Annotated in this window: 25 protein-coding genes; 13 read left to right on the forward strand and 12 right to left on the reverse strand. The window is 72.4% G+C overall.

Annotated features, from left to right (window positions below; genetic code table 11):
- Nucleotides 1-40 precede the first annotated feature (40 nt).
- From IAI59_RS05980 to IAI59_RS06000, 6 genes are all read left to right on the forward strand, one after another.
- Entirely contained in the window at nucleotides 41-1,015 is a 975-nt protein-coding gene (locus IAI59_RS05980; RefSeq protein WP_408887632.1) for a heme o synthase, read from the forward strand.
- Nucleotides 1,012-1,140, forward strand: coding sequence for a hypothetical protein (locus IAI59_RS23320; protein ID WP_272874692.1), 129 nt, complete (start codon nucleotides 1,012-1,014; stop codon nucleotides 1,138-1,140). Before IAI59_RS05980 ends, IAI59_RS23320 begins: the two co-directional genes overlap by 4 nt.
- Before the next feature lie 4 nt (nucleotides 1,141-1,144).
- Nucleotides 1,145-1,777 carry a cytochrome c oxidase assembly protein gene (locus IAI59_RS05985; RefSeq protein WP_207419576.1) on the forward strand — a complete coding sequence of 211 codons (633 nt, stop codon included), beginning with the start codon at nucleotides 1,145-1,147 and terminating at the stop codon, nucleotides 1,775-1,777.
- A gap of 144 nt (nucleotides 1,778-1,921) precedes the next feature.
- The gene (locus tag IAI59_RS05990) at nucleotides 1,922-2,767 is read left to right on the forward strand and encodes a cytochrome c oxidase subunit 3 (RefSeq protein WP_207419575.1); all 846 of its coding nucleotides are present in this window, start codon (nucleotides 1,922-1,924) and stop codon (nucleotides 2,765-2,767) included.
- 226 nt (nucleotides 2,768-2,993) lie between these two features.
- Nucleotides 2,994-3,674, forward strand: a complete 681-nt coding sequence (locus tag IAI59_RS05995; protein WP_207419574.1) for an SURF1 family protein — start codon at nucleotides 2,994-2,996, stop codon at nucleotides 3,672-3,674.
- Nucleotides 3,671-5,152, forward strand: coding sequence for a carboxypeptidase M32 (locus tag IAI59_RS06000; RefSeq protein ID WP_207419573.1), 1,482 nt, complete (start codon nucleotides 3,671-3,673; stop codon nucleotides 5,150-5,152). The genes IAI59_RS05995 and IAI59_RS06000 overlap by 4 nt, the downstream gene beginning before the upstream one ends.
- Before the next feature lie 274 nt (nucleotides 5,153-5,426).
- Here IAI59_RS06000 and IAI59_RS06005 read toward each other — a convergent pair whose 3' ends face one another.
- On the reverse strand, nucleotides 5,427-5,879 hold the full coding sequence (locus tag IAI59_RS06005; RefSeq protein ID WP_207419572.1) for an Lrp/AsnC family transcriptional regulator: 453 nt from the start codon (nucleotides 5,877-5,879) through the stop codon (nucleotides 5,427-5,429).
- 177 nt (nucleotides 5,880-6,056) lie between these two features.
- Between IAI59_RS06005 and maiA the strand changes: the two genes are divergently transcribed.
- The 3 genes from maiA (at nucleotide 6,057) to IAI59_RS06020 (ending at nucleotide 8,546) form a co-directional block, all read left to right on the forward strand.
- Entirely contained in the window at nucleotides 6,057-6,704 is a 648-nt protein-coding gene (maiA, locus tag IAI59_RS06010) for a maleylacetoacetate isomerase (RefSeq protein WP_207419571.1), read from the forward strand.
- The gene (locus tag IAI59_RS06015; RefSeq protein ID WP_207419570.1) at nucleotides 6,694-7,038 is read left to right on the forward strand and encodes a hypothetical protein; all 345 of its coding nucleotides are present in this window, start codon (nucleotides 6,694-6,696) and stop codon (nucleotides 7,036-7,038) included. Before maiA ends, IAI59_RS06015 begins: the two co-directional genes overlap by 11 nt.
- 92 nt (nucleotides 7,039-7,130) lie before the next feature.
- Nucleotides 7,131-8,546 carry a M20/M25/M40 family metallo-hydrolase gene (locus IAI59_RS06020; protein WP_207419569.1) on the forward strand — a complete coding sequence of 472 codons (1,416 nt, stop codon included), beginning with the start codon at nucleotides 7,131-7,133 and terminating at the stop codon, nucleotides 8,544-8,546.
- 280 nt (nucleotides 8,547-8,826) lie between these two features.
- On the opposite strand, the gene pheT is transcribed toward IAI59_RS06020, so the two are convergent.
- The 4 genes from pheT to rpmI form a co-directional block, all read right to left on the reverse strand.
- Nucleotides 8,827-11,304 (reverse strand): phenylalanine--tRNA ligase subunit beta, encoded by a 2,478-nt coding sequence (gene pheT, locus IAI59_RS06025; protein ID WP_207419568.1) that lies wholly within the window; start codon nucleotides 11,302-11,304, stop codon nucleotides 8,827-8,829.
- Between the two features lie 4 nt (nucleotides 11,305-11,308).
- A complete protein-coding gene (gene pheS / locus IAI59_RS06030) occupies nucleotides 11,309-12,391 on the reverse strand; it encodes a phenylalanine--tRNA ligase subunit alpha (RefSeq protein ID WP_207419567.1) in 1,083 nt (360 codons plus the stop codon).
- A 94-nt stretch (nucleotides 12,392-12,485) separates the two neighbouring features.
- Nucleotides 12,486-12,857 (reverse strand): 50S ribosomal protein L20, encoded by a 372-nt coding sequence (rplT, locus tag IAI59_RS06035; protein ID WP_207419566.1) that lies wholly within the window; start codon nucleotides 12,855-12,857, stop codon nucleotides 12,486-12,488.
- 13 nt (nucleotides 12,858-12,870) lie between these two features.
- Nucleotides 12,871-13,077 (reverse strand): 50S ribosomal protein L35, encoded by a 207-nt coding sequence (gene rpmI, locus IAI59_RS06040; protein WP_207419565.1) that lies wholly within the window; start codon nucleotides 13,075-13,077, stop codon nucleotides 12,871-12,873.
- 211 nt (nucleotides 13,078-13,288) lie between these two features.
- Here rpmI and IAI59_RS06045 point away from each other — a divergent pair, with 211 nt between their 5' ends.
- The 4 genes from IAI59_RS06045 to ftsY all read left to right on the forward strand — a co-directional run bounded on the left by IAI59_RS06045 (nucleotide 13,289) and on the right by ftsY (nucleotide 17,917).
- A complete protein-coding gene (locus IAI59_RS06045) occupies nucleotides 13,289-14,191 on the forward strand; it encodes an EamA family transporter (protein WP_207419564.1) in 903 nt (300 codons plus the stop codon).
- Nucleotides 14,192-14,274: 83 nt separating this feature from the next.
- On the forward strand, nucleotides 14,275-15,117 hold the full coding sequence (dapF, locus tag IAI59_RS06050) for a diaminopimelate epimerase (RefSeq protein ID WP_207419563.1): 843 nt from the start codon (nucleotides 14,275-14,277) through the stop codon (nucleotides 15,115-15,117).
- Complete coding sequence (gene mtaB / locus IAI59_RS06055) at nucleotides 15,114-16,355, forward strand: tRNA (N(6)-L-threonylcarbamoyladenosine(37)-C(2))-methylthiotransferase MtaB (protein ID WP_207419562.1); 1,242 nt, start codon at nucleotides 15,114-15,116, stop codon at nucleotides 16,353-16,355. Before dapF ends, mtaB begins: the two co-directional genes overlap by 4 nt.
- A gap of 695 nt (nucleotides 16,356-17,050) precedes the next feature.
- Nucleotides 17,051-17,917 carry a signal recognition particle-docking protein FtsY gene (ftsY, locus tag IAI59_RS06060; RefSeq protein WP_336512484.1) on the forward strand — a complete coding sequence of 289 codons (867 nt, stop codon included), beginning with the start codon at nucleotides 17,051-17,053 and terminating at the stop codon, nucleotides 17,915-17,917.
- Between the two features lie 71 nt (nucleotides 17,918-17,988).
- On the opposite strand, the gene IAI59_RS06065 is transcribed toward ftsY, so the two are convergent.
- From IAI59_RS06065 to IAI59_RS06095, 7 genes are all read right to left on the reverse strand, one after another.
- Entirely contained in the window at nucleotides 17,989-18,381 is a 393-nt protein-coding gene (locus tag IAI59_RS06065; protein ID WP_207419561.1) for a PRC-barrel domain-containing protein, read from the reverse strand.
- Between the two features lie 209 nt (nucleotides 18,382-18,590).
- Nucleotides 18,591-19,304, reverse strand: a complete 714-nt coding sequence (gene trmB / locus IAI59_RS06070; protein WP_207419560.1) for a tRNA (guanine(46)-N(7))-methyltransferase TrmB — start codon at nucleotides 19,302-19,304, stop codon at nucleotides 18,591-18,593.
- Nucleotides 19,305-19,394: 90 nt separating this feature from the next.
- Nucleotides 19,395-20,582 (reverse strand): methionine adenosyltransferase, encoded by a 1,188-nt coding sequence (gene metK, locus IAI59_RS06075; RefSeq protein ID WP_207419559.1) that lies wholly within the window; start codon nucleotides 20,580-20,582, stop codon nucleotides 19,395-19,397.
- 119 nt (nucleotides 20,583-20,701) lie between these two features.
- The gene (locus IAI59_RS06080; RefSeq protein WP_207419558.1) at nucleotides 20,702-21,370 is read right to left on the reverse strand and encodes a DUF7002 family protein; all 669 of its coding nucleotides are present in this window, start codon (nucleotides 21,368-21,370) and stop codon (nucleotides 20,702-20,704) included.
- Nucleotides 21,334-21,594, reverse strand: coding sequence for a CBU_0592 family membrane protein (locus IAI59_RS06085; RefSeq protein WP_207419557.1), 261 nt, complete (start codon nucleotides 21,592-21,594; stop codon nucleotides 21,334-21,336). The genes IAI59_RS06080 and IAI59_RS06085 overlap by 37 nt, the downstream gene beginning before the upstream one ends.
- Nucleotides 21,595-21,658: 64 nt before the next feature.
- On the reverse strand, nucleotides 21,659-22,441 hold the full coding sequence (dapB, locus tag IAI59_RS06090) for a 4-hydroxy-tetrahydrodipicolinate reductase (protein WP_207419556.1): 783 nt from the start codon (nucleotides 22,439-22,441) through the stop codon (nucleotides 21,659-21,661).
- A 189-nt stretch (nucleotides 22,442-22,630) separates the two neighbouring features.
- Nucleotides 22,631-24,625 carry a BCCT family transporter gene (locus tag IAI59_RS06095; protein ID WP_237181005.1) on the reverse strand — a complete coding sequence of 665 codons (1,995 nt, stop codon included), beginning with the start codon at nucleotides 24,623-24,625 and terminating at the stop codon, nucleotides 22,631-22,633.
- Nucleotides 24,626-24,922 lie beyond the last annotated feature (297 nt).

Raw genomic sequence — 24,922 nt, forward strand, 5'->3', positions numbered from 1 at the left:
ACACGGCACTATGGAGACCGGCGTCATGAGCGACAGTGTCATGAGCAATGGGGCGATCCGGAACGGCATCCAGATGGGGGGGGCTCACGCCCCCCTCGCCACGTCCGACGACCTGCAGCTGGACCTGAGCGAGGCGCGCGACTGGCTCGCGCTGCTGAAGCCGCGCGTCATGACGCTGGTGGTGTTCTCGGGCATCGTCGGCCTGCTGGTGGCGCCGGGCTCCATCCACCCGGTGCTGGCGCTCACCGCCATCCTGTGCATTGCTATCGGCGCCGGTGCCGCGGGTGCCATCAACATGTGGTACGACCGTGACATCGACGCGGTGATGCGCCGCACCGCGTCGCGCCCCATCCCGGCCGGGCGCATCCGGCCGGAGGCGGCGCTGTCCTTCGGCGTGGTGCTGGCCGTGGCCTCCACCATGGTCATGGGGCTGGCCGTCAACCCGGTGGCGGGCGCCGTGCTGGCCGCCAGCATCGGCTTCTATGTCTTCGTCTACACCATGTGGCTGAAGCGCCGCACGCCGCAGAACATCGTCATCGGCGGCGCCGCCGGCGCCTTTCCGCCGGTGATCGGCTGGGCCGCCGTCACCGGGTCGCTGTCGGTCGAGGCGCTGGTGATGTTCGCCATCATCTTCGTCTGGACGCCGCCGCACTTCTGGGCGCTGTCGCTCTACGCCTCGGGCGACTACCAGCGCGCCGGCGTGCCCATGCTGCCCGTGGTGGCCGGCGCCAAGGCGACCCGCCGGCAGATCTGGTGGTATTCGCTGCTGCTGGTGCCGGTCAGCCTGCTGCCCGTCGCCATCGGCATGGCGGGTCCGGCCTATGCCGCCGCCGCCGGCGTGCTCGGCGCCTACTTCCTGTACGTGATGTGGCGCGTGAAGCGGGACGCGCAGGACGAGAGCGGCGTCAGCCTGAGCAACGACGCCCCCGCGCGCGCCGGCTTCCGCTACAGCATCCTCTACCTGTTCGCGCTGTTCACGGCGCTGGCCGCCGACGTGCTGGTGTTCGGCGCATGACGCCCGAGGAGCTGGCCGCCTTTCACCGCCGCCGCCGCGGCCGCAACTACGCCATGCTGGCGGCCCTGCTGGCCCTGGTGGCGCTGTTCTATATGATCGCCATGGCGCGGCTGACGGTGGGCTGACGGCATGCAGGACCCGCAGCTTTCCCGCCGCAACCGGCGCCTCGGCCTGATCTTCGGCGGCGTTGCCGCCTCCATGGTCGGGCTCGCCTTCGCCTCGGTGCCGCTTTACGCCATCTTCTGCGCCGTCACCGGCTACAACGGCACGCCCATGATCGGCGGCGTGGCGCCCGGGGCCACCGACAAGCGCATCACGGTGCGCTTCAATGCCAACACCAACCCGGGCCTGCCGTGGGACTTCGCCGCCGGCCAGGGCCCTTCGCAGCTGGCGCTGGGCGAGGAAGGCATGGCCTTCTACACCGCCCGCAACCGGGCGGAGACGCCGGTCACCGGCATCGCCACCTACAACGTGACGCCCGAGGTCGCGGGGCCGTATTTCCACAAGGTCGCCTGCTTCTGCTTTGACGAGCAGACGCTCGCCCCCGGCCAGCAGGTGGAGATGCCCATCGCCTACTGGGTGGACCCCAAGATCGCCGAGGACCCCAACACCCGCGGCATCAACACCATCACCATCAGCTACACCTATTTCCGCACGCTGGCCGATGCCGAGCGCGCCGGCGCGCTGGCCAAGGCCGGCGAGCACGTGGGCAAGCGCACGGAGTTGATCCGCCCCGGCACGCAGCACACGGCGACGCCCTGATGCCCGCCGCGCTCAAGGCACCGGCGGCCCGCTTGATCCGCGCCCGTTTTTCGGGATTGATGCTCGGCATCGGTCCCGCCGACCACGGCCGGGGCACTGCCCGACCCCGCCCAACCCTTGCTTGATCCGAGTCCAGGAAGTCCGATGGCCAGCAGCAACGTGACGGCGGCCCCCGCCAACCACAACAAGCACCCCTACCACCTGGTAGACCCCAGCCCCTGGCCGATGATCGCCTCGCTGTCCGCCGGGCTGATGGTGTTCGGCATCATCCTGTTCGCGCAGAAGAACATCCACTGGGTGCTCGGCGTCGGCGTGCTCGGCATCCTGGCCTCGATGTTCTTCTGGTTCCGCGACATCATCCGCGAATCGCGGATGCCGGGCGTGCACAACCCCATCGTCCGCATCGGCCTGCGCTACGGCATGGTGCTGTTCATCGCCTCCGAGGTGATGTTCTTCGTGGCCTTCTTCTGGGCCTACTTCCACTTCTACCTGTACCCCGAGCACGTGGCCGGCGCCGCCAAGGCCATCTGGCCGCCCGCCGGCGTGCACACCTTCGACCCGCTCGGCCTGCCGCTGCTCAACACCATGATCCTGCTGCTGTCGGGCTGCACGGTCACCTGGGCGCACCACGCGCTGATCGAGGGCGACCGCAAGGGCATGCTGCAGGGCCTGGGCCTGACCGTGCTGCTCGGCCTCTCCTTCTCCGGCTTCCAGTTCTACGAGTATGCCGAGGCGCCCTTCGCCTTCCACGGCGGCGGCATCTATCCCTCCGTCTTCTTCATGGCCACCGGCTTCCACGGCTTCCACGTGATCGTCGGCACCATCTTCCTGGCGGTCTGCTGGCTGCGCGCCCGCCGCGGCGACTTCACGCCCGAGCGCCACTTCGGCTTCGAGGCCGCCGCCTGGTACTGGCACTTCGTGGACGTCGTCTGGCTGTTCCTGTTCGTCGCCGTCTACCTGCTGGGCGTGGGCGAGATCGCGGTCCACTGACCGAACAAGGCCGGGGGGAACGAATTCCCCCCGGCCCCCCCATCTTTCTTCCGATTTTGCCCCTGCTCCGCGCCCCGCCTCCGCGGTAGCGCCACCGCCACACCGGTGCCGGTTTCCATAAAAGAACCTGCCCCAGGCGCCCCGCCTCCCGCCCACGCCGACAGACAGAAAAAAGATGGGGGCCCGGGGGAATTCTTTCCCCCGCCCTTCTGCTACAGCCACAGTCATGACGTCCCCCTGGCGCCGGCTGCTCCTCCCCATCCTGTGCCTCATCCCCGTGCTGGTGGTGCTGGTCGGGCTCGGCACCTGGCAGGTGCAGCGCCTGCAGTGGAAAACCGCCCTGCTGGCCCAGTTCGCCGCCGCCGAGGCCGGTCCCGCCGCGCCGCTGTCCGGCGAGCCGGAGCCTTATCGCAAGGTCTTCGCCGAAGGCCGCTTCCGCCATGACCGCGAGGCGACGCTGGGCGTGGAGGTGCGCGGCGCCGTGCTGGGCACGCACCTGCTGACTCCGCTGGAGCGCGACGGCGCCGCCCCGCTGCTGGTCAACCGCGGCTGGGTGCCGCTGGATGGCGGCGCCATCGCCCGCCCCGACGGCGTGGTGCGGGTGGAGGGCTACACCCGCCCCGCCGAGCCGGCCGGCAGCATGAGCGCCACCGACGACCCCGCGAAGCGTCGCTTCTACAGCTTCGACCCCGCCGCCATCGGCCCCGCCATCGGCGAGCCGGGGCTGGCACCCTTCGGGCTGGTCGCCCTGGGGCCGGTCGGCACCGCCCTGCCGCAGCCGGCGCAGCACCTGCCGGAGCCGCCCAACAGCCACCTCGGCTACGCCATCACCTGGTACGGCCTGGCGCTCGCCGCGCTGGGTGTCTTCATCGCCTGGGCCCGCATCCGCCTGAAGGAACCCGCATGAGCGCTTATGACCGCCTGAAGGCCCGCTTCGCCCGCATCGCCACCCTGGGCGAGGCGCAGGGCATGCTGCACTGGGACGCCGCGGCGGTGATGCCCCCGGGCGGCGGCGCCGCGCGCGGCGAGCAGCTCGCCACCCTGTCCGGCTTGGCGCATGAGCTGCTGACGGCGCCCGAGGTCGCGGCCGACCTCGCGGAAGCGGAGGCCGCCGGCGACTGGGACAGCGCCAACCTGGCCCTGATGCGCGCCGCCCACCGCCGCGCCACCGCGCTGCCCGTGGCGCTGGTGGAAGCCAGCGCCCGCGCCAACGCCGCTTGCGAGCAGCTTTGGCGCGTGGCGCGCGAGCGCTCGGACTTCGCGATGGTCGCCCCCGCCCTGGCCGAGGTGGTGCGGCTGCAGCGCGAATCCGCGGCGGCACTCGCCGCCGCCACGGGCCTGTCGCCCTATGACGCGCTGATGGACAGCTTCCAGCGCGGCATCCGCGCCGCCGACGTGGAGCCCATCTTCGCCGCCTATGAGCGCTTCCTGGCCGATGCCCTGCCGCGGGCCGAGGCCATCCAGGCCGCTCGCCCGGCCCCCGTGCCGCTGCCCGGCCCCTTTCCCGTCCCCGCCCAGCAGGCGCTGTGCCGCGAAATGGCGGAGCGCGTGGGCCTCGACTTCGCCCACGCGCGGCTGGACGAAAGCACCCACCCCTTCTGCGGCGGCACGCCCACCGACGTGCGCATCACCACCCGCTACGACACCGCCAGCGTCGCCCAGGCGCTGCTCGGCGTGCTGCACGAGACCGGCCACGCGCTGTACGAGCGGGGCCTGCCCGAGGCCTTCGCCCGCCAGCCGGTGGGCGAAGCCGCCGGCATGGCCGCGCATGAATCGCAAAGCCTGATCATCGAGATGCAGGCCTGCCGCTCCAACGCCTTTCTGCGCTTCGCCGGCCCCCGCCTGCACGCCACCTTCGGCGGCGACCCCGCGCCCTACACCCCCGCCAACTTGGCCGGGCTGTGGCGTCGGGTGGAACGCGGCTTCATCCGCGTGGACGCCGACGAGCTGACCTACCCTGCCCACGTGATCCTGCGCTTCCGCCTGGAACGCGCCCTGATCGAGGGCAAGCTGGCGGTGGCCGACCTGCCCGGGGCCTGGAACGAGGGCTTCCAGCGCCTGCTGGGCCTTTCCCCGCCCGATGACCGGCGCGGCTGCCTGCAGGACATCCACTGGTACGACGGCGCCTTCGGCTACTTCCCTTCCTACACCCTGGGCGCCATGGCCGCCGCCCAGCTGATGCGCGCCGCCCGCGCCAGCCTGCCGGGGCTGGACCACGCGCTGGAACACGGCGACTTCACGCCGCTGCGCGACTGGCTGCGCCTCAAGGTGCATGGGCAGGGGGCGCGGCTCGGCTTCCAGGACCTGTTGCGGGCGGCCACCGCCAAGCCGCTGGACCCGGCGGATTTCACGGCGCACCTGACGGAACGGTATCTGATCGACTGACAGGGCGGGCCAGGGGGCGCCGCCCTCTGGACCCCCGCTGGGGTGGCAGGGCCACCCCAGGCCCCGCCATGAGAAAGCAGCCGGCTTTCAGGCCGAAGGCGGCCGCTGGTGAAATTTTTATCGTGAAAAGTCGCCAGCCCCGGCCTGTCAGTCGTCGGGCGGCACGAACCCTCGGCGCGCGGGTCGGGCAAAAGCCGCATCTGCCGGGGTCCGGGGTGGCTCAGCCACCCCGGCGGGGTCCAGGGGCGGCGCCTCTGGCGGCGCAACGCCGCCGTCATGGCACCGGTGACAGGTTCCGCTTCAGGCAGCGCAGGGTAAAGGCGCTGCGCGTGTGGCGCACCCCTGGCAGGCGGTACAGCTTGTCCCGCAACAGGGCCTCGTAACCGGCGGTGCCGCTGACGGCGGCCTTGATCAGGTAGTCGTATTCCCCTGTTGTCAGGTGGCATTCCAGAATTTCCGGCATGCCGTTCACCGCCTGCTCGAAGCGGCTCAGCGCCTCCTCGTCATGCTTTTCCATCATGACCTCCACGAACACCGTGTCCGGCAGGCCCAGCGCCGCCTGGTCCAGCAGCGCCACGTAGCCCTTGATCACCCCGGCGCTTTCCAGCCGGCGCACCCGCGTCCAGCAGGGGGAAGGCGACAGGCCCACCGCCTCCGCCAGCTCGGCGTTGGTCAGGCGCCCGTTGCGCGCCAGAGCGCGCAGAATGCGGTGGTCGGTCTGGTCCATGGCGGCGGGGTCCTGCTGCGGCCAAGCCGGAATTGGCCGGTTCTGCGGCAGACGCAACGGCATTTTCGCCATGTTGTGGTCGAAAATGCCGCCCCTCGCTGGTTTCGGCCGGACAACGGATTTGCTTGACGTGGTTTCGGCCATCGATCACATAACCGAGAGCAGGAAGGGAAAGCGATGCGGTTGCACGGCTATGTCCGCGGGTCCGCGACTTGGCGGGTGCGGATCGCCCTTGCACTGAAGGGGCTTCAGGCGGAGCACGGCCTGCCGCCGGCCACGCCCGACCGCCCGGGGCTGGACACCTATTGGCCCGTGGCGCCGCTCGGCGCCGCGCCCGCGATCACCACCGATGACGGCAACACCTTTCACCAGTCGCTGGCCATCGTGGAATGGCTGGAAGAGCGCTGGCCCACGCCGCCGCTCCTGCCGCCGGACCTCGCCGGGCGCGCGCGCGTGCGCGGCTTCGCCTTTGCCATCGCCTGCGACGTGCACCCCATGCAGACCGGGCGCGTGCTGCGCCGGCTGGCCGGGCTCGGCCTGTCGGACGCGCAGATCCGCGGCTGGGTGCGCCATTCGCTGGACGAGGGGCTGGAAGCCTGCGAGGCCCTGCTCAGCAGCGCCGACGGGCCTTTCTGCTTCGGTGCCGTGCCGACCATGGCCGACATCTGCCTGGTGCCCCAGCTCCACCTGGCGCGGGAGCTGGGCTGCTCCCTGACCTTTCCGCGGCTGCTGGCGGCCGAGGCCGCCTGCCTGACCTTGCCCGCCTTTTCCGCCACCCGCCCGCCGCCCGCCGCGCCGATGGAGTTGCCGTCCGATGCCCGCTGACCCCGCCCCCTCGCGCCGCCGCCCGCTCGCCGCCCTGCTGCTGCTGCCGCTGGCCTGGCCCCTGCCGGCGGCGGCACAGCTCCGCAGCGTGGCGGTGCCGGCCGGCGCCGGCGTGGTGGTCGCCCCGCGCGGGCAGGCCGCGCCGCGCCTGGTGGCGCCGCCGCGCGGCATGGCGGTGGCCGAGCCCGCGGCGCCGGTGCAGCTCGCCCCCGGGCCGGGGCTGGCGGGGCCCATGGTCGGCATCTTGCTGCCGGCGGCGGCGGCGGCGCTGCTGGGCTCCAGCCTCGCCGGCGGCGGCGGGGGTGGCGGCGGCGGCCCGGTGCGCACCCGCTAGGGGCTCCCCCCCTCGACGCCCGCCGTCCCGCCGCCCATGCTGCGGCCCAGAGTTGCGGGGGCCCCTTGCCCCCGCCGGGCCGGGAGAATGGCATGGTTGAGCAGGACGGGCGCGCCGGCGCCGTGGAACGGGCGCGGCGCTTCTTCGACGACGGGGGCTTCAAGGACCTGCTGACGCGGCTGGTGGCCATTCCCTCCACCTCGCAGGAGCCACAGCACCGCGCGGCGCTGGACACCTACCTGTCCGAGGCCATCCTGCCCTGGCTGGACCGCCTGGGGTTCCAGTCCACGCTGCACGACAACCCGCGTCCCGGCTTCGGCCCCATCCTGTCCGCCCACCGCATCGAGGACCCAGGCCTGCCCACCGCCCTACTCTACGGGCACGGCGACACGGTGGCGGGGCTGGACGCGCAATGGTCCGAGGGCCTCGCCCCCTGGACGCTGACGGAGCGCGACGGCCGCTGGTATGGCCGCGGCACCGCCGACAACAAGGGCCAGCACGCCCTGAACCTGGCGGCGCTGGAAGCGGTGCTGGCCGCGCGCGGCGGCAAGCTCGGCGCCAACGTCAAGCTGGTGCTGGAAATGTCCGAGGAGCGCGGCAGCACCGGCCTGCGCGACTTCGTCGCCGCCCATGCCGAGGAACTGGCCGCCGACGCGCTGATCGGCTCCGACGGCCCGCGCGTGGAGCCGGGGCTGCCCACCATCGCCTCCGGCACGCGCGGTACCTTCCACTTCGACCTGGCGGTGCGGCTGCGCCCGGGCGGCGTGCATTCCGGCCACTGGGGCGGCCTGACCACCGACCCCGCCATCATCCTGGCCCACGCCCTGACCACCATCATGAGCCGCGAAGGCCAGATCCTGGTGCGCGACTGGCTGCCCGGCGGCGGCACCGGCGGCGTGCCGGAAGCGGTGCGCGCCGTGCTGGACGGCTGCCCGGTGGGCGGCGGCGGCGCGGCCGCCACGATCGACCCCGCCTGGGGCGAGCCGGGACTGACCGCGGCCGAGAAGATCTACGGCTGGAACAGCTTCATCGTGCTGGCCATGACCAGCGGCGTGCCGGCCAACCCGGTCAACGCCGTGGCCCCCAGCGCCGTGGCCCACTGCCAGATCCGCTACACCGTGGACACCGACCCCGACACCTTCGAGCCCGCCCTGCGCCGCCACCTGGACCAGCACGGTCTGCAGGCGGTGCAGATCGAGAAGGCCGGCCTGCGCATGCCCGCCAGCCGCACCGCGCCCGACCACCCCTGGGTGCGCTGGGCGCAGGCCAGCATGGAGAAGACCCTCGGCCAGCGCGTGCAGATCATCCCCAACAGCAGCGGCGGCCTGCCGGGCGACGTGTTCATGGACCACCTGCACGTGCCGCTGGTCTGGGTGCCGCACAGCTACAACGGCTGCAAGCAGCACGGGCCGGACGAACACCTGATGATCGCGCCGGCGCGGGAAGGCATCGCCGCCTTCGCGGGGCTGTGGTGGGACCTGGGGGAGGCGGGAACGCCGAAGCGCTGAGGGCGCGGCCAGGGGGCGCCGCCCCCTGGACCCCCGCTGGGGTGGCAGTGCCACCCCAGACCCCGCCAGCAGAAAGCGATTCGGGCTTTCCGGGCTGGCACGGCGCCAGCCGCAGGCGGGGAAATTTTATAAAAGAAGCAGCAGGACCCGGCCCATCAGTCGCCGGGGGTTCTCAAACCCCCGGCGCGCAGGTCCGGCAAAAGCCGGAGATGCCGGGGTCCGGGGTGGCTCAGCCACCCCGGCGGGGGTCCAGGGGGCAGCGCCCCCTGGCTACGGCCCGTCACCCGCGCAGGGTCGCTCCCGTCGCCTTAGCCACCGCCGCCACCACCTTGGCGCCGACCGCCTCGATCTCGGCTTCCGTCAGGCTGGCTTCGCGCGGCTGCAGCGTCACTTCCAGCGCCAGCGACACCTTGCCCTCCGGCAGCTTCTCGCCCGCGAAGCGGTCGAACAGCGCCACGTCGGTGATCAGCGTGCGTTCGGCGCCGCGCGCCGCGCGCACCAAATTCTCCGCCGGCACGGAGGCATCCACCAGGAACGCGAAGTCGCGCTTCAGCGGCTGGAAGGCCGACAGCTCCGGCGCCGGCTTGCGGCGCTTCTTGGGGTCGGGGATGGCGTCCAGGAACACCTCGAACCCCACGGCCGGGCCGTCGAGGTCCAGCGTCGCGCGCAGCTCGGGGTGCAGCTCGCCGAAGGTGGCCAGCACCACCTTGGGGCCCTGGCGCACCACGCCGGAGCGGCCGGGGTGGAAGAAGCCCGGGGCGTCGGCCGTCACCGTCACGGCGGCCATGGGCACGCCGAGCGCGGCCAGCACGGCCAGGGCGTCGCCCTTGGCATCCATGGCATCCACCGCGCGGGCGGGGGTGTCCCAGTGGCGCGGGGTGTGGCCGGTGCGAATCCCGGCCGCGACAGCGAGCTGCCCGGTGGGCGAGGCGTCGCGGTAGGCGGCGCCCACCTCGAACAGCGCCACCTCCGCGAAGCCGCGCGCGGCGTTGCGCGCGGCGGCGGTGGCGAGGCTGGCCAGCGGCGTCGGGCGCATCTGGTCCAGGTCGGCGGCGATGGGGTTTTCCACCCGCAGCGCGGCCGGCGTGTCGCCGAACAGTGCCGCCACGCGCCCGTCCATGAAGCCGAAGGACACGCAGTCCAGCATGCCGCGCGACGCCAGCACGCGCCGCGCCAGTACGGCGCGCGACTGGCGCGGCGAAAGGCTGGCGCGCGGCACGGGGGAGGACACGGGCAGCGACACGGGCGGCACGGCGTCCAGCCCGCGCAGGCGCAGCACCTCCTCCAGCAGGTCGCATTCCGGCTCGATCACGGCGCAGCCCTCGGCGGCCTTGCGGGCGCGCTCGGCGGGCAGTTCCGGGTTCTGCGCCAGAATGGCGTCGGGCGCCGCGATGTCGTTGCGCCAGGGCGGCACGGCCACCGTGACGCCCGCCTCGTCGCGCGCCTCGACGGCGAAGCCGAGCCGCTCCAGCCCTTCCACCGCCTGGTCCGGCGTGATGGCGGAGCCGCCGAGGCCGGCGATGCGCTCGAATCGCAGGTGGGCGGTGCGGCGCCAGTCCGGCTCGGCGCCGGCGGAAGCGACGGTGGAGGCCTCGCCGCCGCAAAGCTCGATGATCATGGCGGTGGCGGCGTCCAACGCCAGGGGCGGCAGCGCCGGGTCCACGCCGCGCTCGAAGCGGGCGCGGGCGTCGGAGCGCAGCTCATGCCGGCGGCCGGACAGCGCGATGCGCACGGGGTCGAACAGCGCGGCCTCGATGAACACCTCGGTGGTGCCGGCATCCGAGCCCGAATGCTCGCCACCCATGATGCCGGCCAGCGATTCCACGGCCTCGCTGTCGGCGATGACGATGTCCTCCGGCGTCACGGACACGGTCTTGCCGTTCAGCGCCAGGTAGCTCTCGCCTTCGCGCCCGCGCCGGATGCCCAGCGTGTCGCCCGCCACCTTCTTGACGTCGAAGACGTGCAGCGGGCGGCCGAGGTCGTAGGTGAACCAGTTGGTCACGTCGACCAGCGCGTTGATCGGCCGCAGCCCGATGGCGGACAGCTTGTCCTGCAGCCACTGGGGGGAGGGGCCGTTCCGCACGCCGCGCACGGCGCGCCCCAGCACCCAGGGGCAGTCCGCCGGGTTCTCCACCGTCCAGCGCAGCGGCGAGGGATAGGCCTCCGCCACCGGCGCGTGCTCCAGCGGCTTCAGCGTGCCGAGGCCGGCGGCCGCCAGGTCTCGCGCCACGCCGCGCACCGCCAGCGCGTCGCCCCGGTTGGGGGTGACGCTGATCTCGACGACGGGGTCGTCCAGCCCGGCCCAGGCGGCGTAGGGCATGCCCACCGGCGCGTCGGCCGGCAGGTCCATGATGCCGTCATGCTCCTCGCCGAGTCCCAGCTCGCGGGACGAGCACATCATCCCCTGGCTTTCCACGCCGCGGATCTTGCCGACCTTCAGCACCATGCCGTTGGCGGGCACCACGGCGCCGGGCAGGCCCAGCACGGTCTTCATGCCAGCCCGCGCGTTGGGCGCGCCGCAGACGATGGTGCGCGGGGCCGCGCCGTCGCCCGCATCGACGGTGCACACGCGCAGCCGGTCGGCCTCGGGGTGCTGCACGGCGTCCAGCACGTGGGCGATGCGGAAGGCGGCGAGCGCCGCAGCGCGGTCCTCCACGCCCTCCACTTCCAGGCCGATGGTGTTCAGGCAGTCGAGGATCTGCGCGAGCGTCGCCTCGGTCTCGAGGTGCCGCTTCAGCCAGCTCAGGGAAAACTTCATGGTCTCAGACCCCTTCGGCCAGGGTGGCGGGGGACAGCGGGCTGGTGCCGTAGTGGCGCAGCCAGCGCACGTCGCTCTCGTAGAAGGGGCGCAGGTCGGGGATGCCGTGCTTGAGCATGGTGATCCGCTCGATGCCCATGCCAAAGGCGAAGCCCTGGAACTCGCGCGGGTCGATGCCGCAATTGGCCAGCACGCGCGGGTGCACCATGCCGCTGCCCAGGATTTCCAGCCAGTCGCTGCCCTTGCCCAACTCGCCCGTCCTGCGGTTCCAGCCGATGTCCACTTCCATGGAAGGCTCGGTGAACGGGAAGTACGACGAGCGGAAGCGCACCGGCAGGTCGGAGATGTCGAAGAAGGCGCGCAGGAAGTCGATCAGGCAGCCCTTCAGGTGGCCCAGCGTGATGCCGCGGTCGATCAGCAGCCCCTCCACCTGGTGGAACATCGGGCTGTGCGTCGCGTCGTGGTCGGCGCGCCAGGTGCGGCCGGGCACGATCACGCGGATCGGCGGCTCTTGCGTGATCATGGTGCGGATCTGCACGGGGCTGGTGTGGGTGCGCAGCACCGGGCGCTTCCCGTCCGCGCCGGCGGGCACATAGAAGGTGTCGTGGTCCTGCCGCGCCGGGTGGTGGTCGGGGATGTTCAGCGCGCCGAAGTTAAACCAGTCGGCCTCGATGTCCGGCCCCTCCGCCACCGCAAAGCCCATGGCGCCGAAGATCGCCGTCAGCTCCTCGACCGTGCGGGCGATGGGGTGGATGGCGCCGGCATCGGCGCCGGCGGGCGGAAAGGGGCGGGGGGGCAGCGACACGTCCAGCCGCTCGGCCAGCAGCCGCGCCTGCAGGGCGGCGCCTTCCAGCGTGGCGCGGCGCTGCTCGATCGCCGCTTCCAGCACGCCCTTGACGGCATTCACCGCGGCGCCGCGCGCCTTGCGCTCCTCCGGCGGCACGGCGCCGAGGCCCTTCAGCAGCGCGGTCAGCGCGCCGCTCTTGCCCAGCGTCGCGACCCGCACGGCGTCCAGCGCGCGGAGGTCGGGGGCGGCGGCGAGCGCGGCCTCGGTTTCAGTCTGCAGCTTTGAAAGGTCGTCCGACATGGTGCTTCCGCCCTGAAACGAAAAAAGCCGCCGGACGCCCGGGTGCCCGGACGGCGGCGGCTCCATTCTCGGCACCCGTTTCCGGGTGCGGGGATTACGCTGCGGCCTTGGCCGGCAGCGCCGCCTTGGCCTTCTCGACCAGGGCGGCAAAGGAGGCGGCGTCATCGAAGGCGATGGCGGCCAGCATCTTGCGGTCGATCTCGATGTTCGCCGCCTTGATGCCGGCGATGAACTTCGAATAGGTCAGGCCATGCTCGCGGGTCGCGGCATTGATGCGCTGGATCCAGAGGCCCCGGAAGTCGCGCTTCTTGTTGCGGCGGTCGCGGTAGGCGTACTGCAGCGCCTTCTCGACCCGCTCCAGCGCGGGGCGGTAGGCGGTGGAGGAACGGCCCACATAGCCCTTGGCGAGCTTGAGGATCTTCTTGTGACGGGCGTGGGCGGTAACGCCGCGCTTAACACGTGCCATGGGTCAGGCCTCCTTAACGCGCCGAGCCGTAGGGCATCCACTGCTTCACAGTGTCGCCGTCCTGCTTGTCCATGATGAAAGAGCCACGATTCTGGCGCTTCATCTTGTTGGTCTTGGCGGTCAGCATGTGGCGCTTGTTGCCGGCGCCAGCCTTGACCAGGCCCGTGGCCGTCAGCCGGAAGCGCTTCTTGACGCTCGACTTCGTCTTCATCTTGGGCATTTCGATCTCCTGAAACGGGGGCGCCCGCCAGACGGCGGACACGAAACCACGGCCGGGCATGCCCTACAGGCCCGGACGCGCGGGGAAGAGCGCGGCGTATAGACGCAGAGCGGCGCAGCCACAACCGTTGAATCCGCCGCCCCGGGGGTGACAGCGCGCCGAACCGGGGCGATGCTCCGCGAAACGGCCCCGGACGGGCGCGGAGGATCGCTTGAGCGCGCCGGACACCGGGGAACACCCCAGCAATGCGACCGCCGCCATCGGGCTCACGGTGCTGGCGGGGCTGCTCTACGTGCTGGGCTACGCCATGTCGCGCGACTTGGTCACGCGGCACGGGCTGAGCCCGCTGCAGGTCACCTTTCTGCGCTGCGCCATCATCCTCGCCGCCGGCATCGCGCTCGCCGCCTGGCCGGGCAGCCGCGTGTCGCCGTCCCGGCTGCTGCACCCCGCCCGGGCGTGGGAACAGCGGGCGGCGGCGGCGGCGCTGGTCATCTCCAACGCCCTGGCGGTGCTGGCCTATTCGCTGCTGTCCGTCACCGCCGCCTCCGCCCTCGGCTTCACGGCGCCGCTGCTGCTGGCGGTGCTGGGCGGGCTGTTGCTGCGCGAGCGGCTGTCGGCCGGGCGCGTGCTCGGCACCCTCGTGGGCTTCGCCGGCATGCTGCTGATCGTCCGCCCGGGCGGGGAGGCGGGACTGGCCGGCATCGCCGCCGCCTTCGCGGCCGCGCTGACCTATGCGACCTATCAGATCCTGGTCCGCCGCCTGCGCGCCGTCGCCACCACCACCGACACCGTGCTGCAGGTCGCGCTGGTGGGGTCCGTGGCGCTGGCCGTGCCGGTGGTGGCCGGCTGGCAGCCCGTCAGCCCGCCCGCCGCCGCGCTGGCGCTGCTGGTCACGGCCGTGCAGACCGCCGCCCTGGCCTGCATCGCGGCCGCCCTGCGGCGGGGCGAGGCCTCGCGCCTGGCGCCCTGGCAGTTCACCGGGCTGCTGTGGGCCATGCTGCTGGACGCCGTGGTGGGGCACGCGGCGCCGGCCCCCCTCGCGCTGCTGGGCGCCGCGCTGGTCATCCTGGGCGGCATTCTGGCGCAGCGGTTCGGCGCCCGCCCGCGCCCGTAGCGGCGGACCCGACGCGCTTTCGCCCGGCGCTTTCACCGGGCGGTCTCTTCATTTGTGGGCCGTTCCGCCGCATATCCCACCCCATGATTCCGTTCCGCAAGATGCACGGCCTCGGCAACGACTTCGTGGTGGTCGATGCCCGCAAGCCGGAAACCCTGGGGCCGCTCGGCGTTTCCCCCGCCCGCGCGGCGGCGGTGGCCGACCGGCACCGCGGCATCGGCTGCGACCAGTTCATCGTGCTGGAGCCCACCGGCCCGGGCGCCGACGTGTTCATGCGCATCCTCAACCCCGACGGCTCCGAGGCCGGGGCCTGCGGCAACGCCACCCGCTGCGTCGCCCAGCTGCTGATGGCGGAAACCGGGCGCGAACAGGTGACGGTCCGCACCCTGCGCGGCGAGCTGCCCTGCGAAAGGCTGCCCGACGGCACCATCCGCGCCGACATGGGCCCGCCCAGCCTGGACTGGCGGGACGTGCCCCTGGCCCGCGCGGTGGACACCGCGCACGTGCCCATCGACCTCGGGCCGGTGTCCGACCCCGCCGCCTGCTCCATGGGCAACCCGCACCTGACCTTCTTCGTGGGCGACCTCGACCGCATCGACTGGCCGGCGCTGGGCCGCGCGGCGGAACACCACCCGCTGCTGCCGGAACGCGCCAACATCGGCTTCGCCCAGGTGATCGACACGGACCACATCCGCCTCGGGCTGTGGGAACGCGGCGCGGGGGTGACACTGGCCTGCGGCTCCGGCGCCTGCGCCACGCTGGTCAATGCCCACCGCCGGGGCCTGTGCGGCCGCCGCGCGCGCATCGACCTGCCGGGCGGCACCCTGCAGCTGGAATGGCGGCTGGACGGCCACGTGCTGATGGCCGGCCCCGCCACCACCAGCTTTCTGGGCGCGCTGGACTGGGCGGCGCTGGGCGTCGCATGAGCGTCGAGGTCCTGTCCTTCGGCTGCCGCCTGAACGCCTATGAAAGCGGCGCCATGCGGGAGCTCGCGGTCGGCGCCGGCCATGCCGGCACCGTGCTGGTCAACACCTGCGCCGTCACGGCCGAGGCCGAGAAGCAGGCCGCCCAGGCCATCCGCCGCCTGGCGCGGGAACGGCCGGGCGTGTCCGTGGTGGTGACCGGCTGCGCCGCGCAGATCGCGCCCGCCCGCTGGAGCGCGCTGCCCGGCGTGGCGCGCGTGATCGGCAACGCGGACAAGCTGAAGCCCGAGGCCTGGGCGCTGGACGCCGCCCCCGCGCCGGTGTCCGACATCATGGCCGCGCGCGGCGTGGCGGCCTATCCGGTGGCGGATTTCGCCAACCGCGCGCGGGCCTTGATCGAGGTGCAGCAGGGCTGCAACCACCGCTGCACCTTTTGCGTCATCCCCTATGGCCGCGGCCCGTCCCGCTCGGCGCCGGTGGGCGCGGTGGTGGCGCAGGTGCGCGCGGCGCTGGAAGCCGGCTGCCAGGAGGTGGTGCTGACCGGCGTGGACATCGCCTCCTACGGCCCCGACCTGCCGGGCGCGCCGACGCTGGGCCAGATGGCCCGCCGCCTGCTGGCTCTGGTGCCGGAGCTGCCGCGCCTGCGCCTGTCCTCCATCGACCCGGCGGCGATCGACGACGACCTGTGGCGGCTGCTCGGCAACGAGCCGCGGCTGATGCCGCACCTGCACCTGTCGCTGCAGCACGGCCATGACCTGCTGCTCAAGCGCATGAAGCGCCGCCATTCCCGGGCCGATGCCCTGGCGGTCGCCGCCCGCGCCCGGCGGCTGCGCCCCGGCATCGCGCTGGGCGCCGACCTGATCGCCGGCTTTCCCACCGAGGGCGAGGCCGAGTTCGCCGCCACCCTGGATCTGGTGGGGGAGGCCGGGCTGCAGTTCCTGCACGTCTTTCCATACTCGGCCCGCCCGGGCACCCCGGCCGCGCGCATGCCGCAGCTGCCCATGGCCGTGCGGCGGGAACGCGCGGCCCGGCTGCGGGCCGCTGGCGCCGAGCGCGCCCAACAATTCTACGCTGCCCGGATGGGCGAGGAGGAAGCCGTGTTGCTGGAACATCCCGACCGGGGCCACACCGAACACTTCTGCCCGGTCCGTTTGGCGGCGCCCGCCGGCGCGCGCGGGCAGGTGCTGCGCGCGCGGGTGACCGGCGCCGACGCGCGCGGCCTCCTGGCCGAGGCGGCCTGACGGTGGCGCTGCGCGACATCTGGGCCAAGCTGACCGGCCGCCCGCCCGAGCCCGAGCCCGAGGCGAAGCCCGAGCCGCCGCCGCCGCCGGCCGAATCGCACCCCGCCGAAACCGCCCCGGCGCCCGCCGACACCCGCAGCCCCGCGCCGGCGCCCGCGGCACCGCCGCCCCGGCCGGACGCCACCCCCGCCGCGCCGGCCGACACCCGGTCGGATGCCGTGCCGGACGCGCCGGGCGGGGTTCCGGCCGAGATGCCGGCCGAGGTGCCGGCCCCGGCACCCCCGCGGCCGGCGCCCGCCGCCCCGCCGGAAGCCCCGCCGCCGGCACCATCCCCCGAGGCGCCGCCCGCCCCGCCGGAACAGCCGGCGCCGCCCCCCGCCACGCCGCCCGCGCCCGGCGCGCCGCCGCCCGGCTGGCAGCCGATCCCGCCGGACTGGGCCAGGCCGCCGCAACCCGCCCCCGCCGCGCCGCCGCCGGCCGAAATGCCCGTGCGCGGCCCGCCGCCGCAGCCGGTGCCGCCGCCCGAGGTGCCCGCGCCCACGCGCGACACGCCGCCGGCCATCACCCCCGACATCCCGGCGCCCGTGCCGCCGGTGCCGCCCCCCACCGTGGCCCTGGCGCCGGCGGAACCCGCCGCCCCCGCCGGCGGCTGGTTCGGCCGGCTGAAGGCGGGGCTGTCGCGCTCCACCGCGCGCATGACCGACGGCCTCACCGGGCTGTTCACCAAGCGCAAGCTGGACGACGCGGCGCTGGAGGAGCTGGAGGAGGCGCTGATCGGCGCCGACCTCGGCGTGCCCGCCGCCAGCCGCATCGTGGCGAACTTCCGCCGCACGCGCTTTGGCAAGGAGGTGGGCGACGGGGAGGTGCGCGAGGCGCTGGCCGGCGAGATCGCCGCCATTCTGGAACCGGTGGCCCGTCCCCTGGTGCTGGACGCCGCGCTGCGGCCGCATGTGGTGCTGGTGGTGGGCGTCAACGGCGTCGGCAAGACCACCACCATCGCCAAGCTGGGCCAGCAATGGCGGGAAGAAGGCAAGAGCGTCACCTTCGTGGCCGGCGACACCTTTCGCGCCGCCGCCGTGGAGCAGCTGCAGATCTGGGGCGCCCGCACCGGCTGCGACGTGGTGGCCCCCGCCAAGCAGGGCGCCGACGCCGCGGGGCTGGCCTTTGATGCCCTGACGGACGCCAGGCGCAAGGGCACCGAGGTGCTGCTGGTCGACACCGCCGGCCGGCTGCACAACAAGTCCGCGCTGATGGAGGAGCTGCGCAAGGTGATCCGCGTGATGCGCCGCGTGGACGAGACGGCGCCGCATTCCGTGCTGCTGGTGCTGGACGCCACGACCGGCCAGAACGCCACGCAGCAGTGCAAGGTGTTTTCCGAGCTGGTGGATGTCACCGGGCTGGTGGTCACCAAGCTCGACGGCTCGGCCAAGGGCGGCATCGTGGTGGCGCTGGCGGAGGAATTCGCGCTGCCGGTGCATGCGGTGGGCGTGGGCGAAAAGGCGGCGGACCTCAGGCCATTCTCGGCACGCGACTTTTCCCGTTCGCTGCTGGGCGTGGAATAGCGCGGGGCGGGGCCCCGAACAGCACGGGCCGGAACATCGCTGTCCCGGCCCGCATGGTTTCGAAAGGCCGCTCAGTCGTTGTAGTTGACGCCCGGCAGCTCGCGCAGCTGGTCGCGCGTCATGTTGACGGTGACGCGGCGCTCGCCCGGCGTCAGCTTCAGCTGGTTCATCGGCACCGCGACATACTTGCTGGTGAAGCCCAGGCGGGTCTCGATCTCGATGATCGCGTTGACCACGCGGCCATTCGCCGGATCGACGATCAGGTCCTCGATCTCGCCGATCTCCACGTTGTCCGTGCTGTACACGTCGCGGTCCATCAGCTGCTTGGCGCGCAGGTGGCTGGCATCGATCTGCACGCCCCGCGTGGCGTTCTGCGTGGTGGACGTCGTCTGCGCCTGCAGCGCCACGGGGGCGGCGGCCAGGGCGGTGAGGGCGGCGGCGGTCAGAAGGGCCTTGCGGAACATTGCAGTTCTTTCATGTTGTGGTCTGGCGAGTGTTCAACGCCGGGCCACCGGCCGGGTTGGACAGGCAAAGCGCTTTTTCTCTGCCCGGCATGCCGCGCCCCGCGCCCCATGCGCGGTTCTTGCGATTCCGCAAAGACCTTGCCGCCCGCAGCGAAGTTGCCGGGCCCGCGCCAGCGGCCCGGTGTTCGCGCCGTTGGCGCGGCCGCCCGTCACACGCGCCGCCACACCCAGTACATCGGCTGCCGCCCTTCGCGCAGCGCCTTGGCCTCGTAGCGCGTCGGCGGCCAGCCGTCGGGGCGCCGCAGGTCCAGCGACACCTGCTCGAACGCGTCCTGCCCGCCCATCACCGCCATCACCCAGTCCTGGTAGGTCGGGTCGTCGGTGGCGATGCGCCATTGCCCGCCGGGGCGGATGGCGCGCGCCAGCTCGGCGATGATGGAAGGGTGCACGAAGCGCCGCTTGCTGTGCCGCGCCTTGGGCCAGGGGTCGGGAAACATCAGGAACAGCCGCGACAGGCTGCCCTCGGGCAGCGAGCGGATCAGCCGCCGCGCGTCCTCCGTCCAGAGCCGGAGGTTGGGGGGCAGGGGGGCATCGGCCTCGCCGCCTTCCGGCACCAGCTTGCCCAGCAGGGAGCAGATGCCGTTCTCGAACACCTCCGCGGCGATCAGCCCGGCCCGCGGGTGGGCGGCGACCTGCGCCGCGCTGTGCTCGCCGCCGCCGAAGCCGACCTCCAGCCACACCTCCTCCACCGGCCCGGGAAAGGCGGCGGCGGGGTTCGTGGCGGCGGCCTCGGCCGGCAACAGCAGGCGCGGCAGCGTCACGTCCAGCAGCGCCTGCTGGCGCGGCCGCAGCGGGTGGCCGCGCCTGCGGCCATACAGCCGGTCGGGGACGGCGGGGGAATCGTTCGGGGTGTCGTCGGTCATGGCATCGGTCATGGCATGGGGGGCCTTTCACGGCGAAGGGGGCGGCACCCGTGGCGCCGCCCCCTCCGGTTCCTGCACGCGGCAGATGGATCAGCGGCCGAAGGCGCGCTTCAGCTCGGCCGCCAGATCCGTCTTTTCCCAGGTGAAGGTGCCGAGCTCGGCATCCGGCGTGCGGCCGAAATGGCCGTAGGCGGAGGTCGGCACGTAGATCGGCCGGTTCAGGTGCAGGTGCTCGCGGATGCCGCGCGGCGACAGGTTGACCATGTCGTTGACGGTCTTGGCGAGCTTCACCTCGTCCACGTCGCGGCCCGTGCCGTGCAGGTCGAAATACACCGACAGGGGCTTGGCCACGCCAATGGCGTAGGAAACCTGCATGGTGCACTTCTCGGCCAGGCCCGCGGCCACCACGTTCTTGGCCACGTAGCGCGCCGCATAGGCGGCCGAGCGGTCCACCTTGGTGGGGTCCTTGCCGCTGAACGCGCCGCCGCCGTGCGGCGCCGCGCCGCCGTAGGTGTCCACGATGATCTTGCGCCCCGTCAGGCCGCAGTCGCCGTCCGGGCCGCCGATCACGAAGGTGCCGGTCGGGTTCACGTAGAGCTCGTCCTCCGGCACCGTCCAGCCGTCGGGCAGCGAGGTGGCGATGATCGGCCGCACCAGCTCGCGCACCTGGTCCTGGCTCATGCCATCCTCGTGCTGGGTGGACACCACCACCGAGGTCACGCCGACCGGCTTGCCGTCCACGTAGCGCAGCGTCACCTGGGACTTGGCGTCCGGCAACAGGCCGGCGACCGTCTTGTCCTTGGAGCGGCGCAGCTCGCTGATGCGGCGCAGGATCAGGTGCGAGTAGTACAGCGGCGCCGGCATCAGGTCCGGCGTTTCGGTGCAGGCGTAGCCGAACATGATGCCCTGGTCGCCGGCACCCTCGTCCTTGTTGCCGGCGGCATCCACGCCCTGGGCGATGTGCGCGGACTGCGCGTGCAGGTGCACGGCAATGTCGGCGTTGCGCCAGGAGAAGCCTTCCTGGTCGTAGCCGATGTCCTGCACCGCCATGCGGGCCAGGTGCGCCAGCAGCTCGTGCGTCACGCTGCCCGGGCCGCGGGTTTCGCCCGCCAGCACGATGCGGTTGGTCGTCACCAGCGTCTCGCAGGCGACGCGGGAATAGGGGTCAGCCTCCAGAAACGCGTCCAGCACCGTGTCGCTGATGCGGTCCGCGACCTTGTCGGGATGGCCTTCGGAAACGGATTCCGAGGTAAACAGGTATTCGCCCTTGTCGCGCATGGCCTTGATCGTCCTCTTGTCGCGATGGCGACCGGTGGCCCCGGCCTGGCTGTCCCCCGGGATTCCGGGCGCGGGCTGTTTCGCAGTCGCGGCAAAGGGGGTCAAGCCACCTTGGGGGGTCAGGAGCCCTGCGCGGGCTCGATAGGTCGCGCATCCAGCAGGGCCGCGGGCGCCGCCGGCACCGCATGCGGCACCACCACCTCCACCACCGGCCGGCCATCGGCGCGCGGCCATTCGCCCAGCGGCCGGAAGGTTTCGTCGCCGCGCGGGGTGGGCTTCATGGCGAAGGGCGCGCCGCTGTTGAGGGGGCTGCTCATCGCCGCCGCCGCGTGCGGCGCCAGCAACGCGGCGGCATCGAATTCCAGCAGAATTTGCGGCCGCGCCCGGCTGGCGCCATGCAGCTTCGCCGCCCGCCGCGGGTCGGCCCACAGAAAGACCATGCCGTTCAGCAGCGCCCGCCACGCCGCCGGCCGGTCGGCATAGCCGCCGGTCAGGCAGCGCAGCAGCAGCCCGTCCGGCAAAAGCTGGTCGCGCAGCGAGATGTCTGGCAGGCCGGGGGCGGACAGCGGGGCGAAGTGGCCCTTGCCCCGGTCCTGTTCCAGCAGCGCCGCGCGGCGCGCCGGCGCCACGCCGTAAAGGTCGCACAGCGCCGCGGCCGACAGCAGCCCGTGCTTCTGAAAGGAACCCCAGGCTTCCGCCGGCAGCAGGTGGAACAGCCGCGGGTAGCGTGCCGCGAATCCGCCCGCCCGCGTCACACCACCGGCCGGGCGGCTCGGGCGCGCCGCCACAGGCCCACAAAGCCCACCAGCGTGAAGAACAGCCACAAGGCCTGGGTGACAAAGGAGGGCAGGTTGAAGTTGCCCATCAGCGACATCAGCAAACAGACCGAGCCCAGCCCGTTCAGCAGCAGGTAGCGGCCATCGCCGCTGTGCAAGCGCCCGAGCTGCAGCAGCGCGTAGGCGCTGACATAGGCAGCGACGCCGACAAGGCCAATGAGATCGGAAAATGGCATGCGCTGAGACACCCCGGGAAATCCGCCTCTAGCGTGCCGGATCGGGGTGGTAAAGCGCTGTTTTTCAGGCCCCTGGCGTGCCCCCCACGCCCATCACGTCGCGCATGGAATACAGCCCCGGCGGCCGCCCCGCCGCCCATCGCGCCGCCTGCACCGCGCCCGTGGCATAGACCCGCCGGTCAAAGGACCGGTGCGTCAGCGAGATGTGCTCGGACGCCCCCGCGAACAGCAGCGTGTGCTCCCCCACCACCTGCCCGCCGCGCAGCGCCGCGAAGCCGATCGGCCCGGTGGCGCGCGGGCCGGTGTGGCCATCCCGCCCGCTGTCCATGCCCACCTCGGCCAGCGTCTTGCCCCGCCCGCGCGCCACGGCGGCCCCCATCATCACGGCGGTGCCGGACGGCGCGTCCACCTTCTGGCGGTGGTGCATCTCCACGATCTCGGCATCGAACTGCTCGGGCGGCAGGGCGGCGGCGAATTGCTCGATCAGGGCGAACAGCACGGTCGCCGCCGGCGCGAAATTGGCGGACGCCACCACCGGCACCACCCGCGCCGCCGCCGCCACCGCCGCGTCCTGCGCCGCCGACAGGCCCGACGTGCCCAGCACCAGCGGCGTGCCATGCTCCGCCGCCAGCGCGGCATGCGCCTCGGCCGTGCTGGCGATGGTGAAGTCGATCACCACGTCGCTGCCGGCGAACAGCGCGGCGGCATCGGCGAAGACCGTCACCCCCTGCGCGCCGCGCCGCGCCGTGCCGCCGGCGAGCTGGCAGCCGGCGGCGGCCACCTCCTCCACCAGCAGGCGGCCCATGCGGCCGGAAATGCCGGCGATGCCGATGCGGAGCGTGCTCATCTGTGGTGGGAATCCCTGCGTTGCCGGGGGCCAGTGTGCGGCGGGGGCAGCGTCAGGCAAGGGGTTCTTTTTTGGAAAAAAGAACCAAAAAACTTTTGCTGGTTGGCGTGGCGCGGGACACCTCGTGCCACGCCGCTTTCAGCCAAGGTCTTTTGGCTTCTGTTTCTTCGGAAAAAGAAGGTGGCTGCTTCAGACCGTCCGCACGGCGTGCAGGAACTGGAAGTGCCGGTCGTATTGCTGCAACACGTCCTGCATCAGCTCCTCGCGCGTGAAGCCCATGACGTCGTAGTCCTGGCCGCCGGTTTCCAGGAACACCTCGGCGCGGAAGAAGTGCTCGTCGGTCTTGTCGCGGTCCATGTAGCTGTAGCTCGGCGTCTCGTAGCGGCGCAGGCGCAGCCCGTACTGGAACTCTTCCGGCGTGCCGGGCATGACGGCCAGGAGCAGCCGGTCTTCGCGCTCCGACACCTCGGCTTCCAGCCCGCGCCCGCGCAACTCGGCCGCCACCGCGTCCAGCACCGGGTGTGCCGTATCGCGCAGGAAGCGATCGGCTTCCCCGCGGTGCGGATGTGCCAGGATGCCGTGCAGCTGCCGCTGCCAGGTCAGGCCCTGGCGGGGGCGCAGACTTTGCGCCAGCGCGTCCTGCCGCAGCCCTTCGCGCTGCAGGCCGCGCCACAGGCCCCAGCACATCACCAGCATCACCCCCGTGAAGGGCAGCGCGCTGGTGATGGAGGCTGCCTGCAAGGCCTGCAGCCCGCCCGCGCTCAGCAGCGCCGCCGCGATCACGCCGCCGACCACAGCCCAGAACACCCGGCGCCACACTGGCCCGTCGTCGCGCCCGCCGGCGGTGATGGTGTCGATCACCAGCGCGGAGCTGTCGACGCTGGTGACAAAGAAGAACACTACCAGCGCCATGGCGAACCAAGACACGATGGCGCCGAGCGGCAGCTGCTCCAGGAACACGAAGAGCGCCAGCGTCACGTCGCGCGCCACGGCGTCCGACACGGCGGTGTTGCCCTGGTACAGGTGCATGAAGATGCCGGTGTCGCCAAACACGGTCATCCAGGCGAAGGAAAAGCCGGTCGGCACCAGCAGCACGCCCATCACGAACTCGCGGATGGTGCGGCCGCGCGAGATGCGGGCGATGAACATGCCCACGAAGGGCGACCACGCCACCCACCAGCCCCAGTAGAACAGCGTCCAGTCGCCGAGCCAGGCGCCGGGCAGCTCGTCCGGTGCATAAGCGTACATGTAGAAGGTGCGCAGAACGAACTGGTCGAGGTAGCTGCCGAGGTTCTGCACGAAGGCGCGCAGCAGGAAGGTGGTCGGCCCCACCGCGAAGACGAAGATCATCAGCGCGGTGGCCATCAGGATGTTGACGTTGGACAGGAGCTTGATGCCCTTGTCCAGCCCGGTTGCGACGGACACGGTGGCCAGCGCCGTGATCACCACGATCAGCGGCAGCTGCACCCAGAAGCTGGTGGGCCAGCCGGCGAGGTGGCTGAAGCCGGCATTGACCTGCAGCACGCCGAGGCCGAGCGAGGTGGCCACGCCGAACAGCGTGCCGATGGCCGCGAAGATGTCCACCGCATGGCCGATCGGGCCGTGGATGCGGTCGCCGATGATCGGGTAGAGCGCCGAGCGCATGGTCAGCGGCAGTCCGTGGCGGAACGAGAAATACGCCAGTGACAGGCCCACCACCGCATAGACCGCCCAGGCATGCAGGCCCCAGTGGAAATAGGTGATCCGCATGGCATCCCGCGCGGCGGCGACGCTGGCGGGGTCGCCCACCGGCGGCGCCGTGAAGTGCTTGAGCGGCTCGGCCACGCCGAAGAACACCAGCCCGATACCCATGCCGGCGGCGAACAGCATGGAGAACCAAGCGCCGTAGCTGTAGGCGGGCTCGGAATGATTGGGGCCGAGCTTGACGCGCCCGTGCTTGGAAAAGCCGAGAAACAGGGTGAACATCAGGAAGATCGCCACCGCCAGCAGGTAGAACCAGCCGAAATCAGCCACGATCAGGTCCTGCAGGTGCTTGAAGAACACCGCCGAGCGGTCCGGCGCGACGATGCAGGCGATCACGAACAGGGCGGTGATGCCGGCGGTCCAGAAGAACACCGGCTTGCTGACGCCCTCCAGCAGCCCCATCCGGGCCGGTGTGGGCGAGTGATCTGGCGGGGTGGACATGGACAGCCCTTCCTTCGTCAGGTGGCGGGCCGGTCGGCCCGCCGAAATGGAAGTGGAAAGCCGCCGCGTGGTTCCGGCCGAAAGGCCACGGCAAGGCGTGGCGCGGGCACGACACCGTGCCCGCCGGGGGTGTCCGGCGGGCCGCGACCGTGTGGAGGCGCCGTGGCGCCAATGATGCTGCGGGGGCATGGCCCGCTTTGCCGCGCCGCACAAGGGGCGGAACGGCGGCGCGTGGCCGGCATGTGCCGAACCTGCCAGCGGGGCGCTGGAATGTCGACGTTTCGCGGGGATGTCGTT

This window comes from Roseomonas haemaphysalidis (assembly GCF_017355405.1).
Lineage (GTDB): Bacteria > Pseudomonadota > Alphaproteobacteria > Acetobacterales > Acetobacteraceae > Pseudoroseomonas > Pseudoroseomonas haemaphysalidis.

What these genes read in the sequence shown, in the direction of transcription:
- rpmI (WP_207419565.1), bottom strand. Translation starts at nt 13,077, where the DNA reads ATGCCCAAGATGAAGACGAAGTCGAGCGTCAAGAAGCGCTTCCGGCTG.
- IAI59_RS23320 (WP_272874692.1), top strand. Translation starts at nt 1,012, where the DNA reads ATGACGCCCGAGGAGCTGGCCGCCTTTCACCGCCGCCGCCGCGGCCGC.
- trmB (WP_207419560.1), bottom strand. Translation starts at nt 19,304, where the DNA reads ATGACCGACGACACCCCGAACGATTCCCCCGCCGTCCCCGACCGGCTG.
- IAI59_RS05990 (WP_207419575.1), top strand. Translation starts at nt 1,922, where the DNA reads ATGGCCAGCAGCAACGTGACGGCGGCCCCCGCCAACCACAACAAGCAC.
- mtaB (WP_207419562.1), top strand. Translation starts at nt 15,114, where the DNA reads ATGAGCGTCGAGGTCCTGTCCTTCGGCTGCCGCCTGAACGCCTATGAA.
- IAI59_RS06065 (WP_207419561.1), bottom strand. Translation starts at nt 18,381, where the DNA reads ATGTTCCGCAAGGCCCTTCTGACCGCCGCCGCCCTCACCGCCCTGGCC.
- ftsY (WP_336512484.1), top strand. Translation starts at nt 17,051, where the DNA reads ATGACCGACGGCCTCACCGGGCTGTTCACCAAGCGCAAGCTGGACGAC.
- IAI59_RS06085 (WP_207419557.1), bottom strand. Translation starts at nt 21,594, where the DNA reads ATGCCATTTTCCGATCTCATTGGCCTTGTCGGCGTCGCTGCCTATGTC.
- dapB (WP_207419556.1), bottom strand. Translation starts at nt 22,441, where the DNA reads ATGAGCACGCTCCGCATCGGCATCGCCGGCATTTCCGGCCGCATGGGC.
- pheT (WP_207419568.1), bottom strand. Translation starts at nt 11,304, where the DNA reads ATGAAGTTTTCCCTGAGCTGGCTGAAGCGGCACCTCGAGACCGAGGCG.
- IAI59_RS06005 (WP_207419572.1), bottom strand. Translation starts at nt 5,879, where the DNA reads ATGGACCAGACCGACCACCGCATTCTGCGCGCTCTGGCGCGCAACGGG.
- IAI59_RS06015 (WP_207419570.1), top strand. Translation starts at nt 6,694, where the DNA reads ATGCCCGCTGACCCCGCCCCCTCGCGCCGCCGCCCGCTCGCCGCCCTG.
- IAI59_RS05980 (WP_408887632.1), top strand. Translation starts at nt 41, where the DNA reads ATGAGCAATGGGGCGATCCGGAACGGCATCCAGATGGGGGGGGCTCAC.
- maiA (WP_207419571.1), top strand. Translation starts at nt 6,057, where the DNA reads ATGCGGTTGCACGGCTATGTCCGCGGGTCCGCGACTTGGCGGGTGCGG.
- IAI59_RS06095 (WP_237181005.1), bottom strand. Translation starts at nt 24,625, where the DNA reads ATGTCCACCCCGCCAGATCACTCGCCCACACCGGCCCGGATGGGGCTG.
- IAI59_RS05995 (WP_207419574.1), top strand. Translation starts at nt 2,994, where the DNA reads ATGACGTCCCCCTGGCGCCGGCTGCTCCTCCCCATCCTGTGCCTCATC.
- IAI59_RS05985 (WP_207419576.1), top strand. Translation starts at nt 1,145, where the DNA reads ATGCAGGACCCGCAGCTTTCCCGCCGCAACCGGCGCCTCGGCCTGATC.
- rplT (WP_207419566.1), bottom strand. Translation starts at nt 12,857, where the DNA reads ATGGCACGTGTTAAGCGCGGCGTTACCGCCCACGCCCGTCACAAGAAG.
- IAI59_RS06020 (WP_207419569.1), top strand. Translation starts at nt 7,131, where the DNA reads ATGGTTGAGCAGGACGGGCGCGCCGGCGCCGTGGAACGGGCGCGGCGC.
- dapF (WP_207419563.1), top strand. Translation starts at nt 14,275, where the DNA reads ATGATTCCGTTCCGCAAGATGCACGGCCTCGGCAACGACTTCGTGGTG.
- pheS (WP_207419567.1), bottom strand. Translation starts at nt 12,391, where the DNA reads ATGTCGGACGACCTTTCAAAGCTGCAGACTGAAACCGAGGCCGCGCTC.
- IAI59_RS06000 (WP_207419573.1), top strand. Translation starts at nt 3,671, where the DNA reads ATGAGCGCTTATGACCGCCTGAAGGCCCGCTTCGCCCGCATCGCCACC.
- metK (WP_207419559.1), bottom strand. Translation starts at nt 20,582, where the DNA reads ATGCGCGACAAGGGCGAATACCTGTTTACCTCGGAATCCGTTTCCGAA.